This is a genomic window from Variovorax glucosi (assembly GCF_051216695.1).
GTDB lineage: Bacteria > Pseudomonadota > Gammaproteobacteria > Burkholderiales > Burkholderiaceae_C > Variovorax.
In genome coordinates, this window is the sequence record NZ_JBPJZE010000322.1 from 1 (window position 1) to 1,095 (window position 1,095).

At 65.2% G+C, this 1,095-nt stretch carries 1 protein-coding gene and 1 pseudogene; one reads left to right on the plus strand and one right to left on the minus strand.

What is annotated here, in order from left to right; genetic code table 11:
• A pseudogene (locus tag ACSFA3_RS25320) lies at nt 1-166 on the plus strand (histone); the annotation flags it as partial.
• A 93-nt stretch (nt 167-259) separates the two neighbouring features.
• Here the strand turns inward: ACSFA3_RS25320 and ACSFA3_RS25325 are convergent.
• On the minus strand, nt 260-1,095 hold an 836-nt coding region (locus tag ACSFA3_RS25325), incomplete at its 5' end, for a carbohydrate kinase family protein (RefSeq protein WP_435508088.1).

Consider the following 1,095-nt stretch of genomic DNA (forward strand, 5'->3'; position numbering starts at 1 on the left):
GGCCAAGAAAGCCGCGAAAAAGCCTGCTGCCAAAAAGCCTGCTGCGAAGAAGGCTCCCAAGGCTGCTGCGCCCGCCAAGGCTGCAGCCGTAGCGCCTGCCCCTGCGGCGCAAACGACGCTGAATCCCCAGGCAGCCTGGCCGTTCCCCACGGCCAGCAAGCCCTGAGTTTCTCAGCGGCCTTGAAGGCGCAAAGCCCGGCACCTTGCGGTGTCGGGCTTTTTTATTGGCGCTTCTTCAGGAAGACGATCGAGGACCGAATCAGAGGCCTAGGGCCTTGCGATCGATCTCATAGTTTTGCGGGCCACGCTGCGCGATCTTGATCGCACCGACCTTGTTGCCCAGCGCCGCGCACTGCGCCAGCGGCCAGCCCTTTTCCAGACCGAACAACAGCGCACCACGCCATGCGTCACCACAGCCCGTGGGCTCGACCACTTCGGTGGCCACCACGCCCGGCACGTGTTCGCGCTCGCCGTCAGTCCAGATCTCGCAGCCCTCGGCCGCCAGCGTGACCACCAGGCCGCGCACGCGCTTCGAGATCTCGGCCAGGCTCCAGCCGGTACGCTGCGACAGCATCTTGCCTTCGTAGTCGTTCACCACCACCCAGCTCGCGAGATCGACGAAATGGCGCAGCGCCTCGCCGTCGAACATCGGCAACCCTTGGCCCGGATCGAACACGAACGGAATGCCCGCAGCAGCAAACTGCTGCGCGTGCTGCAGCATGGCATCGCGACCATCGGGCGCGATGATGCCGAGCTTGATGTCGTCGCGCGCGGCCACCTTCGTGATGTGCGCCTGCTGCATCGCGCCGGGGTGGAAGGCGGTGATCTGGTTGTTGTCGACGTCGCTCATGATCATCGCCTGCGCGGTGAAGGTGTCGTCGAGCTGGCGCACGAACTCGGTGTCGATGCCCAGCGAGCGCATGCGCTCGAGGTACGAGGCGCCGTCGCTGCCGAGCGTGGCCATCGGTAGCGCAGTACCGCCCAGTGCATTGAGGCTGTAGGCGATGTTGCCCGCGCAGCCGCCGAAGTCACGCCGTAGCGTCGGCACCAGGAACGACACATTGAGGATGTGCAGCTGGTCCGGAAGAATCTGGT